This is a genomic window from Haladaptatus halobius, assembly GCF_020618475.1.
GTDB lineage: Archaea > Halobacteriota > Halobacteria > Halobacteriales > Haladaptataceae > Haladaptatus > Haladaptatus halobius.
Genome location: NZ_CP085341.1, coordinates 257,888 through 270,724, shown reverse-complemented (window position 1 = coordinate 270,724; position 12,837 = coordinate 257,888). Strand labels below are relative to the sequence as shown.

11 protein-coding genes are annotated in these 12,837 nt (G+C 51.1%); 3 read left to right on the top strand and 8 right to left on the bottom strand.

All coding sequences use genetic code 11. The annotated features are described in order from the left end of the window. Positions 1-81 precede the first annotated feature (81 nt). The 3 genes from LIW51_RS37290 to LIW51_RS37280 all read right to left on the bottom strand — a co-directional run bounded on the left by LIW51_RS37290 (position 82) and on the right by LIW51_RS37280 (position 3,696). Positions 82-561: a hypothetical protein gene (locus tag LIW51_RS37290; RefSeq protein ID WP_227380664.1), complete on the bottom strand. Its 480-nt coding sequence runs from the start codon at positions 559-561 to the stop codon at positions 82-84. Between the two features lie 45 nt (positions 562-606). Beyond that, a complete protein-coding gene (locus LIW51_RS37285; protein WP_227380663.1) occupies positions 607-915 on the bottom strand; it encodes a hypothetical protein in 309 nt (102 codons plus the stop codon). A 1,191-nt stretch (positions 916-2,106) separates the two neighbouring features. Next, positions 2,107-3,696, bottom strand: coding sequence for a hypothetical protein (locus tag LIW51_RS37280; protein ID WP_227380662.1), 1,590 nt, complete (start codon positions 3,694-3,696; stop codon positions 2,107-2,109). Positions 3,697-4,042: 346 nt separating this feature from the next. On the opposite strand from LIW51_RS37280, the gene LIW51_RS37275 reads away from it, so the two are divergent. Next, positions 4,043-5,716, top strand: a complete 1,674-nt coding sequence (locus LIW51_RS37275) for an outer membrane protein assembly factor BamB family protein (RefSeq protein WP_227380661.1) — start codon at positions 4,043-4,045, stop codon at positions 5,714-5,716. Positions 5,717-6,665: 949 nt separating this feature from the next. Here LIW51_RS37275 and LIW51_RS37270 read toward each other — a convergent pair. The 4 genes from LIW51_RS37270 to LIW51_RS37255 all read right to left on the bottom strand — a co-directional run bounded on the left by LIW51_RS37270 (position 6,666) and on the right by LIW51_RS37255 (position 10,737). Further along, positions 6,666-6,893, bottom strand: a complete 228-nt coding sequence (locus LIW51_RS37270; protein ID WP_227380660.1) for a hypothetical protein — start codon at positions 6,891-6,893, stop codon at positions 6,666-6,668. 93 nt (positions 6,894-6,986) lie between these two features. After that, complete coding sequence (locus LIW51_RS37265) at positions 6,987-8,258, bottom strand: DUF7504 family protein (protein WP_227380659.1); 1,272 nt, start codon at positions 8,256-8,258, stop codon at positions 6,987-6,989. A gap of 120 nt (positions 8,259-8,378) precedes the next feature. Beyond that, positions 8,379-9,317, bottom strand: coding sequence for a mechanosensitive ion channel family protein (locus tag LIW51_RS37260; protein ID WP_227380658.1), 939 nt, complete (start codon positions 9,315-9,317; stop codon positions 8,379-8,381). Positions 9,318-9,852: 535 nt separating this feature from the next. Next, positions 9,853-10,737 (bottom strand): mechanosensitive ion channel family protein, encoded by an 885-nt coding sequence (locus tag LIW51_RS37255; RefSeq protein ID WP_227380657.1) that lies wholly within the window; start codon positions 10,735-10,737, stop codon positions 9,853-9,855. A 190-nt stretch (positions 10,738-10,927) separates the two neighbouring features. Here LIW51_RS37255 and LIW51_RS39795 point away from each other — a divergent pair, with 190 nt between their 5' ends. Beyond that, complete coding sequence (locus LIW51_RS39795; RefSeq protein ID WP_368411921.1) at positions 10,928-11,119, top strand: hypothetical protein; 192 nt, start codon at positions 10,928-10,930, stop codon at positions 11,117-11,119. A gap of 72 nt (positions 11,120-11,191) precedes the next feature. Beyond that, positions 11,192-12,082 (top strand): CBS domain-containing protein, encoded by an 891-nt coding sequence (locus tag LIW51_RS37250; protein WP_368411920.1) that lies wholly within the window; start codon positions 11,192-11,194, stop codon positions 12,080-12,082. Between the two features lie 60 nt (positions 12,083-12,142). Here the strand turns inward: LIW51_RS37250 and LIW51_RS37245 are convergent, their stop codons facing one another. Beyond that, on the bottom strand, positions 12,143-12,520 hold the full coding sequence (locus LIW51_RS37245) for a DUF2391 family protein (protein WP_255767759.1): 378 nt from the start codon (positions 12,518-12,520) through the stop codon (positions 12,143-12,145). Positions 12,521-12,837 lie beyond the last annotated feature (317 nt).

Sequence of the window (12,837 nt, the reverse complement as noted above, 5' to 3'; positions counted from 1 at the left end):
GTCGGCCGATGCATAGACCGCGCTGTCGCGGTACAGTTCGACTTGCCGTTCACGCTCGTTGGGCGGTAGCCATTCGGATCCTCACGGCGAGGCAATGACGGTACGCTCTGTGAACACTGGGAACCACTCAGCCGGATCACCTGCGACGAGAAACGTTGCGTCGGCGGAAGTTCGCTCTCGCGCCCACCACATTGCAGCGAGATCCTCATCATTGACGTACGATGGGAGCGGTTCCTGCTGGAGACGCTGAAGTGGACGCTCCGGAATCGGTTCATAGTTCGCTGCATAGAGGCCGCCGGTCACAACCCCGTAGCTGGCAAACAAAGCAAGTAACAAGAGCGGGAGCGCGCTTTCTCTCGGATTTTGGTCGGCGAAAATTCGCCTATCCTCTAGTCGCGCTAGCCAGTCGAACACCACCGCCGCAATCACGAATGCGCCGACTAGCATAAGGAAACGAGGTTTCGGAAACATGACTGCAGTCGCGGCAAACCAGAGCGGAAGTAGGTACCGCCGCCGCGTGACGAGCTGGACGACACCGACGAGCGTGAGAACGTACCACACTGCCAGAAACCGTGTTCGGTGGGTGTAGAGGAACTTCGACGTGAATCAGCGGAATCCTTGCCCGATCCCGAGCCGCGACCCTGCCGTTCGAGTGAAGATGTCGATACCGTGGACAGTGACGACGTGCCCCAACCATGGGGCTGCGAGGAGGAACCCACCGCCTGCGATGAGTATACCTCGCCCAAATCCGGCGAGCGACCGGTCGAAATACCCATAGAAGACGAGGTAACTGGTAGCGAAGAATACAGGGTACGAGGGATGCGTGAGGAGCGTCAGGCCGAACAGCACCGCGCCCGGCGCGACCCAGACCCAGCTTTGCTCTCGAAAGAGTCGGATGCCGACGTACAGACCCACAACTGTGAACAGATACGCTGGAGCGCGAACGATCCAGGAGGTCGATAGTCATTGTCATGCATTTATGAAATTCTTCACTGTATGTGAGAGTTCACAGAATTGATCAGTTACATGAAGATGATTTGAAATGGATATGTTTTATTCTGAACCATGTATATGAGCGTTATCAAAATTGCTGTTACTACTGGCTAAAATCGTAAGCGGCAATGGATACACTCCCGGAGGGTGCCGCTGTAAGTGATGCGCCAATTCTTCCTTCCTCGCCCACCCCTACCTACATCACTCTCCTGCGAGTCATGAGAGTATTTGATATTTGATGACGTAGTAAAACGGCCCGACTACGAGAGTGGCAATCAGTAGTGCTATTGTGATAGTTAATAGTAGAGGAAGATCCATTTGGAAGGGGAAGTAAAAAGAAGCGACCAGTGTAACGATGAGAACGGTGGAACTAACGAGAAAGATGACCGGTTGTGTTAATGTTTTTGTAGGTTCTTCCCGATCCATAATAGTACATCTGAATCACAGGATAATAAACAGATACGGGGTCACTGTATCCACCGAGGGAAAAACAAGAGTTGATTAGTATAAAATACTAACGAGAGATCTATTCGCTTCATTTGAGGCCACCGTGAGGTAGCCGCCACCAACAGTGCAAACCTGCTGCACGTCGATGATGCTCATACCTGCGAGCAACCCGTTTTCGCCCCGGAATCCCCTGGGGACAGAAACGTGGGGGAACGGTGGAGTGAGCACCCCCACGCCAACCATGAATATGACACCAGTCGTAACGCGACGTGTTTCTGTGTGATCGAGCGTCCACCGTGTCACCAAGTTCAGTGTGACGCTCGCAGTTGTTCCAATGACTGTGTCAAGTATTGTTATGTGGTGCCTGAAAGTGAAACAAAAGCAACGGAAAACTCTCGATGGGTTCCTCCTGCGCTCGTGAGGAATTCACCCACACTGTTGATGCGAGAACCATCGTGATAGCTAAGATCGTCTAGAAGGAGCACCTCGTTAATAAGGGCGAGAAATTCCCCGTCGACATCCACACCTTGGACGACGTGAGCGCCCCACGTTTATTCTGTCCACCTGCACTCTCGGCCGATGACGCGTGGCCTTATATAACGGTGCGAGTTCTGGCTGAGCTGACGCATTCCTATACCCGCCAAGAGTAGGTCTGCGTGTTGCCGGTCAGTCACTTATACTACTTTCGCTAATTACATTATTGCTATTCAGTGACGCGGTCTGATTCGGGCTGTAGGGTTGGCCGTCCACAGTCCAGGTTGCCGATCCACTCCCTGTTGCTGAGGTAATGCCGCCGGTTACGTAGAACGCATACACTTTTCCTGCGGGTACAGTTCCTGAGGCTTGTGTCGAATTTGGGGGCCGTCTCGCCGAAACAGATGCTGCCCACGTCATGGTCACCGTTGCCCCGTTATCACCGGCCGGGCCAATATAGGTGCCAGCCCTAATATCGTAGGTCGACGACGAACTATTGCCAGTATTATCGATGCGGACGACTTGTGCTGGTTGCATCGGGACTTCCCCAAATGGTGGAGGACTCGGCAGCGGCGGCACCGTAATCGGTGCGGTGGGATTCCCGTTGGTGGTCATTCGATCGCTGACAAACGAGGAGTTGGTCTGGAGACCAGTTCCACCGATCGTGCCCGAGACTGTTCCCCATGTATCCGGCGTTTGACCGATATAGATGCCATACACCGACTCATGGTCGTTGCGAACCTGGACATTTTTGAGTTGCAGATAGCCGAGATTGGCAGGCGTCCCGTCATCCATTCGGCCATCAAGCATATAGATCGCATGTTCATCTAATTTAGTTGATTCATAACTAATTCGGGTATTCTCAATATTGATGCGCTCACACGGGACCCGTCCACTGATCGGCGCGCGCGAGGTCGGATCCAAATAGCGATGGTAGAAATCACTATCGGCGATCGTGAGCGTTCCATTGTAGCTGTTAATACCCGCCGATGGATCCGCTGAGTCGGTGGCTTCGACATTCACACCTTTCTGGAGGGAGCCACCCGACCATGCTGACGTCGGATGTTGAGCGTTTTTAATTGAGACGCAGTTGCGTACCTCGGTATTCCCACCGAGGCGTAGACCGTTCTGCGTATTTCGGAAGAAGCTGTTGTAAATATTTAATTTTCCTTCCGGTTTCTTGGCATAGATCGTGTTCTCGCCCCATAGTTCGAACCAACAGCGATTGAGCGTGAGCGCCCCTTTCGACGATTCGACCAAGATCGCTCGGCGGTTACTTGCTTCCGTTGGTTCACATGACCCTTCATGGAAGTAACAATCCTGTAGAAGACCACGTGTTCCAGCTGCCGACGAGAGTCGGAAGTAGGTTCGTCCATCGCTCGAATTGTTACTTCCGACATTGGTGTCTGTACTCGCTGGAACCTTGCCACGCGTAACCAGCCGTTTGAGCTCCCAGTTGCCCGAAACAGGATCCATCCGGATGTTGGGTGGCACTACCACATTTCGCATATCGAGTTCGAAGCCATCCAAGACAAATCCTTGCGATCTGACGTCGAACCATCGGACGTCATCACCGGAGCGGTCGGGAACAAGCCGGGCACCGTTTGGTGCGATCAGCTTCAAATTGTCTGTCCCGACTGGGATCAGTATATCGTTGAGTTTGTACGTGCCTGGTGGAAATCTGACAGTCGTGTTGCTCCCGACGAGTCGGTCAAGGACGGAGTCGATGGCTGTATTCCCGGTCTTGTCCGCACCTTGGTTGACGATATTATAGGTCGGCATCTACATTTCCTCCGTGAAAACGCATTCGTTATCGCTGATCGACCTCATTCGCCTCTGGATCCAGTTGGCCGTAGTGGAATTCAAAATACCGTATGCTATCTCATCGCCTGCGTGCTTGCGTGTGTCAAGAAGCTGCCTTCTCACCCTCTTGTCGGGATCTCTCCCGGTGCTACTGTGATCATGTGTGGGAGTGCTGCAGTTCTTCTGTCGTTTCTCCACCGCTTTATTTCTTCTCATAGTAAGTAGTATTAGATAGTCTAACATCGTTATTGTCCTATTACAGAGGAAAGATATTCCGTAATCGCCTATTAACTAATAAAACACCCAACTTCAGCCAAGTCGAAATATGAGTAATAATACCCGCACACTAAACCACCAAAACAATCGGCGAACCTTCCTCAAAACCGTCGGGATTGCCATGGGTGCAGCAGGCTTCCAAAGTACAACTACGATTGCCCAACAAACAGATGGGAGCAAACAACCGACAGGCTGGATTACTCGTCGAGCGAATTCAGAGCGAACCGGCACAATCGATGCCACTGGGCCGCTGCCGTTTCCAACAACGGAGTGGACACTCGATCCAGACGGCAGCTTGTATAATATCGAGCCAATCGTGACTGAGGAAACCGTGTATCTCGCTGTGACAACCGACAATAGCCCGTCCGAAAACAATGGCTACCTTGGCGCGTACGAGGTAGGAACCGGCGATGAACGGTGGATTCAACCTGATATCCCGGCACCGAGAACGCCGACCGTCGGCGATGAGCTGCTTTACGTTCCGACAAAAGCTTCACCAACCGTTGAATCGACCGCGACTGGCCTCTATGCACTCGACACTGAAAGTGGGGACATTGCCTGGGATCGAACAAAGCGTAACAAATGGACACCCCCGATTGTCACAGATGATGCACTTTATACGTCAAATGCGACTGGTGCCTATGCGCTGGATCCTGCATCCGGCGAGACCATCTGGCGAGAAAAGGGGGTTGGTGGGATCGCAAACGGGTTTGAAGGACAAGTGAGCTACTCAGATGGTACTGTGATTTATGCTGATGGAACAGCGCTCAACGCCGAAGATGGCTCAACCGAATGGCAGGCACCCAGTGATCGGTCCCTCCTTGGCAACTCGGTGGCGGATGACAACCGGGTGTATTATCTCCGTAGTGATTACATCAAAGGCGATGACGATCGGGTGCGTGTTGAAGCCCGATCACTAGGAACGGGTCGTCTTGACTGGACGTACACTGCCAAGAACAACCAATGGGATGGACGTCTCGCATTGGCTCAGGGCTATGTCCTTCTTATTGATGAGAACAACGGGAAGACAGGCGTGACGGCGCTTTCGACAGAGACTGGGTCATCGGCGTGGACGCAAGAACTGCACGGAGACTACCTTAGCACTCCGACAGTTGCCAATGAAACAATTTATCTCGGTGGCCGTTATCTGCCCACATCTCCATCTGAACGAGGTTCGGCCTTTATTGCTGCTCTCGATCTAGCGACCGGCAATCACAAATGGATCTACTTGCTCGACAGTAGCGATCTTGAAACCTCCCCCGAAAATCCACCAGCTGCCGGGCCGCCTGTTGTCGTCGATAACCAACTTTATACTGCAACATACCCAGCAGGGTCGGCACTTGACTACGGGTACGTCTACTATTCCAATGTATTCGTGCTGAATTCGTGTTCCAACCAGGTGGATGACGACGATTTCCTGCCAATCAATGAGATGCCAGACGAGAGAGATGATTCTCAACCACTGAAAGCCTGCATCGACGTCACTTCAAACCGAGAGTTGTCCGACTTCACTGCTGGTGAAAACGTTTGGCTCAATGGGTTTTGCTCGACAGGAAGTGATCTACAGTATGAATGGGACACTAACGGCGACGGTCAGTACGACAAGTCCAAGACCTCAGTGGCAGTGACGGTGCCTGAGTGTGGCTCAGTGACGATAGGACTGAAGATTATGGATTCGAATGAGAACATTGACACCGCGAGCGTTACACTCTCGGCAACCTGATTCCAAATAGATGTGCTGTATGAACCTTTACCGGCCACGCTAGCTATTGTCGCTAAGCAGGTCAAGTGGGGTAATACGCTCAAAAAGAGTCAACAGGTTTATATTATGCTATTGTTCATAGGTTAAGATATATCGGGAAGTACAACAGGCACTTGAGGCGTGCCAGCGCAATTATTCCTGTATGAGCCAACTCTATGAGACCCTTGACGAGCCAGCGCTCGATCGGCATGTGCTTGGAAATATCCTTTCACTTCGCGTCCAATTCGATATTCTCAATGACTCTAGCGAGCGAAACAACAGTAATCGGTATGATCTTGATCCAGTATGACCAAGCGGCGATGCAGGAACTGGCACGTGTCGTTGAAACGGACATCGACCGCTAACCGTGTTCTGCTGTCTCGATTACTGTTGGAGGTACCACTGATACTTGGATCTATGGTTAGGCGTTAAATTCCAAATATTAATATATGGAATTTGACGCAAGTGGTCATAGTTATCGCGGAAGTTCTATTATTATATGTGATCTGTAATCACGAGTAATACAGCCACGATAGGAGTAGTAGATACAATGTGCGCGATCCATCGCTGGTACGCTGCTTGTCAAGAAGGGTCGTGGTCTGGGACGTATGAGACCGCATTTGAAGCCTATTCCGCCGCCGGCATCCATGAAGAATACACTAGGCATGACACGATCGCAGTGTGGAGTGATGATCCACGTGAACCGGATGCGCCTGATTGGGTCGATTAACAATCTGGACTGCACCGTTCAGGCGTCGATGAGCACTGAAGCGGGAAAATCAAGCGACGGCTTTGGTATCCAGACTTATGACTGTGGATGGTTCATATACAGTGTGTCCTGAGCGACTGCTTCGGTTAGTATGTAGTATTCTGAAGCAGAATTGGCAGTATATCGGTCGTTCCCTCTCAGTGGCGACCGTTTTACGGTCTTCTAGGTCTCGTCATCTTCTTCGTTATTCGGAAGTTCTTCTTCAGTTCCAAAGATAAGCGCAAGTGGGTGGAGTTGTTTTCCTTCGAATGCGTCGAGTGTTTCGTCATCAAGGTCTTTGATACGCGCATTGACGCTCAGCGCGATCGTGTTGGTCTGCTCATGCGTTTCAACGCCAACATCTATCAATTCTAATTCATGGCCATCCTGCAACTCGATCGTCAATTTCATCGTCAGCTGAAATTTAGCTCTCCATGTAAAAATCAGCACCGCCTTTCGAACTCGTGTCGAACTCACCTGCATTATGCTAATAGATTGAGTATTTTATTCGTCGAGTGAGAACCACCGCGTCGTATAGCCAGTCTGACGAAGACTCCACCGTTGCTCAGGGCCAGACGTGCCAACTTGGAGTTCGATCACAGCATTGAAGTCTGCTTCGAGTTCCTGAATCCATGGCGCAGTTCGATCACCTGAGAGAAGATAATAGCCAACTGCACCCACAGCGCTCACAGCGCGCTGAATTGGCTGTAAAAATGTGGCTGCGTCGGTGTCAGCGCCATCGAGAATCGGCCGAAGCGAATCGAAATAGAGTCGGAAATCAGTCATCTCTGGATTCTCTAAGTCATACTCATATCTCGTGAGTCCCTGAATCAGTGCTATCTGTAGGTCGGCAAGTTCGCCCGTAATTTGAGTAATCTGGGTATTTTGGAACTGCTCTGCAGGATAGGAACTTACCCCCGCCGATCTTACTGGGACGTGATAATCGAGGATTTCACTGGTACCTGCAGTCGGTTGTGCTGGTGTTGCATACTGTTGGAGTGCCGTTGGCGACCGGTCGAGCAACGCAACCAGATCGTGTTGAGTAGGGTTCGGCTCTCCTCTCAGGATTGAGTGTGCAGTGGTGAAGACGTCATCAGGAACATCTCCAACCATGAGGACATTCCCACCATTGTGTTTGAGCTGTGCGAGTTCAGACTGCAGTGTGATTGTCCCATCGCTTGAGACTGTGACAAAATAACCTTGGAACGCAAATGAGATATAGCCGCCAGTCCGCGGCGTTCCATCGACTTTCGGACGGAATAAGTCAGTAAGTGCATCTGGATTGACACGGTCTGCCAGTTGTTCTCGCAAGTCAGATGGATCAACCCCAACAGCATCGGCAATAGCTAAGACAACGTCTGTCCCAATATCCTCGGGTGCAGTATACTCATAGGAAATCGCTCCCGGTATTGGTGATGGGTCAGCGGAGAAATCAGCAGATGAAGGTTGTTCTCCATCAAGCTGAGGGACGACTGGTTCGTCGGTGATTCTGATCTCTCCCGTCTGTCGAACACAGATAGCATGTCCATGCCATGAAAAGATGATTTCAACCGGTGGATGAGAATTAGTGTGAGATGAGTGGAAGATCTCGTCGAGTGCCTCTGGATCAATGGCATTGTAGAGAGGAGTAAGTTCAAGGGGATCCGTATCGAGAACAGTTGCCATGGCTTCACTCAACCGAATACTCAGTTTGTCGTCGCTATTCTCATCTGTAGAGAGCTGATGGCACTGCCTAGTTTGAAAAACGTCTTGCAGCGGATGTTGCTCGCTGGTCATGAGAGTGAGTGCTATTCGCCTTAATTAGGTTAAAACCTACCGGAGTGTTTGATACCATCACACATGGACTGCAGTGCTCAGCTCTCTGATCGAAGAGTCAAATAGATGTTTATTATACCCTCAGTTGTCAGCTGATGCATCGGTACTTTGATCGCTGAGTGCTGTTTCGAAGGGCTCGTCGTTTGCAACTGTAAGTCCCCCAGTGAGCTGGCGGTAGGGATACGGCATTTCAATCCCCTCTGCGTCAAAGCGATTTTTCACGGCCTCAACAAAATCCGACTGCACGCGCATGAAGTTCGCACGATTGGGATTAGCAATCCAAAATCGGGTTTGGAGCCCGACATACGAATCTGCAAGTTCAGTTACACGTATCGAGGTACCGGGATCATCGAGAATTTCCGTATTCTTGCTGGCTTCATCGAGGATGACCTCTTTTGCAGAGTCGATGTCGTCTTCATAGCCGATGCCGAAGACGAATTTCTGGCGGAGCTTGTCATAGGCGACGGGATTCGTGAGCGCGCTATTTGCAAGGTCGGAATTTGGAACGGTAATGCGCTCGTTATCGAACGTGCGAATGCGCGTGACGCGAAGATCGATATCTTCGACACGGCCAACGATATCATTGACCTCAATCCAATCGCCAACGTCGAACGGATTGTCCTTAAGAATGAAGATCCCAGCGACGAAGTTCGAGAGGACGTCTTGAGCAGCAAATCCAACGGCGAGTGCGATCGCACCAGCGAAGACACCAAACGCGGCAATAACACTTCCAAATCCAGCAACTGTGAATGCAACCGCAAACGCAAGCACCCAAATGAGGACGCCAGCGAGGTTCTCGGCGAGACTCTTCACGGATGGGTCGTGACCCTGTCGGTCAAGCACTCGCGTAAGCACTGGAAGAAGAAACGCTTTGCCAGCAAGGTAGACGACAATGAGGGTAACGAGGAACAACACTGCAGGGATGAGGTAGTTGCTCACCAGTTGTGAGATCTCTGGGAGCCACTCGCCAAAGACCTGTAACGGTACATACGTGGGGTACGTATCTAATGGTTGGAGCATGCGTCCTACTATGGTTTGGAAACCGCTTACAAGAGTTCTTCGGCGGATAGGCCCATTCAGCCTATATAGTATACCGACGGCGTATTAAAACAGCCACCGCCTTTAGAAGCAAATGGAGAATCAGAGAATTAGAACTAAAGCTACTGGCAGCCGTATTCTGCTATGCTTCCCCGATCATGATTGAGAGCCATCTTCAAAACGTGCAAATCCTGGAGAAGGAATGACAGAGATGGTTTTACACTCGGACATTCATGACTTAGTAAAGTCTATTGGATGTTGATGGATACAATTAGAATTGTTCGACGGTGCTTTCAGGTAACTAACGTGGACCAGCAAATCGCTAGTGTTTTTCCTCACAGGCCCGTTCGTCGTGACCGAAGAGAAATTGAGCCGTGTTTGATTAATTTCAGATATTTAAGGTATTTCAAAAAGGAATGTGCATAGATAGGTATCCGGGAACACCTAGCTAAGTTCCTGTGGGGAACTCATAGCGTTGAATAACCGGGTGTGATTCTGTCTAAAAGGTGTCTCATTCTCAGTCATCACTTGGATTTGCCGACTTGACCAATTGTGCGTCGTCCATGATCGTGAATCCTCCAGATAATTGCCGTTGTGGGTATGGAATCGTGATGCCCATTGCGTCGAAGCGTTCTTTGACGGCTGTGACAAATTCTGATCGCACTGCTGAGAAATCAGCATGGGTTGGATCTTCAACCCAGATTCGAGCTTCCAGGCCGACATAGGAGTCAGCGAGCTCTGTAACACGAACTTCGGGAGTTGGCTCATCGAGAATTTGTTCATGCTGGTCTGCTACCTCCAGAATGCTGGTCGTCGCCTCGGCGATGTCATCATCATACCCAATCCCGAACGTCACCGCCTCACGAAGATTATCATGCGCAACAACATTGGTGACGGCTGAATCCGCCAACTCTGAATTCGGAACCGTGATACGCTTGTTATTGAACGTTCGGACGCGAGTCACACGAAGATCGATATCTTCGACGGTTCCCGCTTTATCACTCCATTCGACCCAATCACCGATCTCGAAGGGACGATCTTTGAGGATGAAAATCCCGGCGACAAAATTTGACAGCAAATTTTGTGATGCCAGGCCGACCGCCAGTGCAATGGCACCGCTGAGCGTTGCAAATGCGGTCAGGAAATTCCCAAATCCAGCGATTGTGAATGCCACCGCAGTCGCTGCGAAAAGCCAGATAACACCAATGATTTTCTGGGTGAGATTGGCAACCGTCTCATCAAATCCCCGTTGGGTGAGTAACCGCTTTAGAAGGGGGAGAACAAGCGCCCGTCCGAGCGCGTACACAACGAGAAAGGTAAACACGAATTTGAGACTATTTCGAATTAGCGGTTCGATTTTTGGGAGGAGTTGTGCTGAAGTTTGTAACGGTGTTGATATCATGGTTGGAATCTTCTACTTCGTCTGCAGTTTTTCGAGGTATCTCATCAAAATGCGGGTTCGAAACAGCAGTTCGACAAACCATTGTACAAGTGGCTGAGCTTACAACTGAGCAGCCACAGACATTGACAGCAGCGAATTTTCAATCTCGACGGCGAAGTCCTTATTATCGGCACGTTCACATCCCTGCAATATGCGTAACTACACGATCACGACCGTCTGGGGCATTCCGATCCGCATCAATATCTCCCTCATCGTTTTCCTCCCCGTATTGACATGGCTCATCGGGAGTGGCGAACAAATCGAAGTGTACGCAGGAATCATCGACAGCTTCTCGGCCGCGACACTCGATGTGGCAGCGTTACAAACCGGACTAGCACCCTGAATTATCGGGGTCACCGCCGCTGTTGGACTGTTCGTCAGTGTTGCATTACATGAACTCGGGCATGCATGGGTTGTGCAACGCTACGAACTGCAGGTAGAATCGATCACGCTGTGGATTTTAGGTGGGCTTGCAGATCTCAAGACGTTTCCGCGCGAGTGGCAGAAAGGATTCTGGATCGCTATCGCTGGTCCAGTAACCAGCATCCTCGTCGCGATGGGCTGCTTTGCGGTTGTTCAAGCGCTCCCACCAACTCTCCTAACCATGGGTTTTGTTATCGGGTGGTTGGTGGTCACAAATACCTCACTTGCGCTCTTCAATCTGCTTCCCGCATTCCCGATGGATGGTGGCCGTATCCTCCGCGCTCTTCTCGCTCGCTCACAACCGTATGCCACTGCAACCCGAACGGCAGTACGGGTTGGAACCTTGTTCGCCCTTCTCTTTGCCATTGTGGGCGTTTTATCGGTCAGCCCGATGTTGTTCCTGCTCGCGCTGTTTATCTATGGCGCGGCAACAACCGAATCCCGAGTCACTGCCCTCTCTGACCTTCTTGAGGGCGTAACGGTCGCCGATCTCGTCTCACAGAACAGTTCAACCGTCTCGGTCGATGTTCCCGTCACTGAATTCGTCGATCAAATGCTGCGTGAGCGATGGACGAGCTATCCCGTCGTCGACGGCACCGGAGATATTGTCGGAATCGTCACTCTTGACGCACTCCGTCGAACGCATCGTCGTGATCACGAATCGACGATGGTTGGCGAAATCATGGTACAAGATATCCCGCGTATTTCAGCAACTGAAAATGCATTTATAGTACTGATGCTTCTTGGCGAGAACAACGCCGAGTTTGCGCTTGTTGAGGATCACGGGACGGTCATCGGTCTGATTACGCAGGCAGATATCGCGACGGTACTCCAAGTGCGACAGGCAGAATCCGGTGGCATCGCGCCACGGGTTGCGATGTAACGATTGATCTCCGTCATCTGGAAAGACGAGACGATGGGGAGCCAACACGAGCAATTATCCTCAGAAGAGGCTATCGGCAGTGGCTGCCCCGACGACACTGAAGATCGCACCGATGCAGATCGCTTTAAATGTGGTAAAGGGAGTCGCACCAAATGTAGCAGGCGCATCGAAAACGAAGGCGAGGATTATGACCGACGTATATGAGATAATGAGGAGCGAGAGAAATCGAAGTGGCACTCCAGCAATGGCCCGTTCAGTGTCTGCTTCACGATCCTCGGCTCGGTAGAGCGTCCCATAACCGATCGCAAGCACCATGAAGATCGTGATTGCTGTCTGCAGACCGTTCATCGACGCAGCGAGCGTCCAGACCTCCTCCGTCACCACAAACGGAGCCGAGAGAATGAACCCACCAACGATTTGCTGGGCAACGTCATCGATTCCGAATCGGCTGACGTTAGGGAATCGGGTGAGCAGTCGGCGCGTTCGGCGAATCGCACGGCGTTGGTTATGCGAATCGACCGCTTCTTCGGCCTCTTCGAGCTGATCAAGCAATTCCTCGACCTCTTCATTAGGAAGCTGCGAAGCGTTCGGTTGAACCGGGTGTTCCTGATCGTGGCTCATTGTTTGCGCGTAGAAGCTCTACAGATATATTTTGATCGATGATCACACCGATAAGAAAGAACAGAATACAGAGTCACGCACGACTGCATTTTGTACTCGCTGCTACTTCGTTTCTGTCTCATGATTATACAAAT

Excerpts from the sequence above, each read along its gene's own strand:
- LIW51_RS37280 (WP_227380662.1), bottom strand. The coding sequence starts at position 3,696 with ATGCCGACCTATAATATCGTCAACCAAGGTGCGGACAAGACCGGGAAT.
- LIW51_RS37275 (WP_227380661.1), top strand. The coding sequence starts at position 4,043 with ATGAGTAATAATACCCGCACACTAAACCACCAAAACAATCGGCGAACC.
- LIW51_RS37270 (WP_227380660.1), bottom strand. The coding sequence starts at position 6,893 with ATGAAATTGACGATCGAGTTGCAGGATGGCCATGAATTAGAATTGATA.
- LIW51_RS37265 (WP_227380659.1), bottom strand. The coding sequence starts at position 8,258 with ATGACCAGCGAGCAACATCCGCTGCAAGACGTTTTTCAAACTAGGCAG.
- LIW51_RS37260 (WP_227380658.1), bottom strand. The coding sequence starts at position 9,317 with ATGCTCCAACCATTAGATACGTACCCCACGTATGTACCGTTACAGGTC.
- LIW51_RS37255 (WP_227380657.1), bottom strand. The coding sequence starts at position 10,737 with ATGATATCAACACCGTTACAAACTTCAGCACAACTCCTCCCAAAAATC.
- LIW51_RS39795 (WP_368411921.1), top strand. The coding sequence starts at position 10,928 with ATGCGTAACTACACGATCACGACCGTCTGGGGCATTCCGATCCGCATC.